The 792-nt window shown below is 77.3% G+C and carries 1 protein-coding gene; it reads right to left on the bottom strand.

Annotated elements, in window-relative coordinates:
* Nucleotides 1-744, bottom strand: a 744-nt coding sequence (locus tag E1281_RS39800; protein ID WP_243717824.1) for a S8/S53 family peptidase, incomplete at its 3' end; no start/stop codon positions are given.
* Between the last annotated feature and the right edge of the window lie 48 nt (nt 745-792).

Genomic DNA, 792 nt, shown 5'->3' with positions numbered 1-792 from the left:
GTCCGCGGCGTCGGCCGCGCCGAGGCCCTCCGCCGCCGCCAGCCCGGCGATCCGCCCCGCCACCACCGGGGCCGCGAACGAGGTCCCGCTCCATGTGGCGTAGCCGTCGAAGCGGTCGGGGTCGATGCCGCCGGCGGGCGGACGCGTCCCGTCGAACCGCACGAACGTGCTGGTCACGTCCACGCCCTCCGCGCAGGCGTCCACCCACCAGCCGTGGTTGGAGAACCAGGCCCGGTCGCCGCCGTCCAGCGCCGCGACGCCGATCACCGGCTTCATCGCGGCCGGCCAGAACGGCCGGTCGCCCGCGGTGTTCCCCGCGCACGCCACGACCACCGTCCGGCGCCCGAGCGCGGCGACCGCGTTCGCCAGCACCGGGGAGGGCCGGTCGTCGTAGGTGTGGCAGCCGACCGAGACGTTCACCACATCCGCCCGTCCCCACCCGGCCAGCCACTCCAGCGCGCGGATCACGTCGAGCTCGTCGCCGACCCCGTCGCCGCCGATGACGCGGCGGGCCCGCAGCCGCGCGGTGGGCGCGTGCCGCAGCACCACGCCCGCGATGAACGTGCCGTGCCCGGCCTGCGCGTCCAGCTCGAAGTCCAGATCGGCGTCGAGGACCTCCTCGACCTCGCCGCGCTGCTCCCGGTACCACTCGGCGTCCTCGTACCACGGGTGCGGCGACAGGCCGGTGTCCAGGATCGCGACCGTCACCTCCCTGCGGGCCGCGGCGGCCTCCGGCGCGGGCACGGGCGGGGCGGGCCGCGGAAGGTCCGCGGGCCCGCTCCACCACATCGG

It is taken from the genome of Actinomadura sp. KC345 (assembly GCF_004348515.1).
Taxonomy (GTDB): domain Bacteria; phylum Actinomycetota; class Actinomycetes; order Streptosporangiales; family Streptosporangiaceae; genus Spirillospora.
This window is presented reverse-complemented; position numbering and strand designations above follow the sequence as displayed.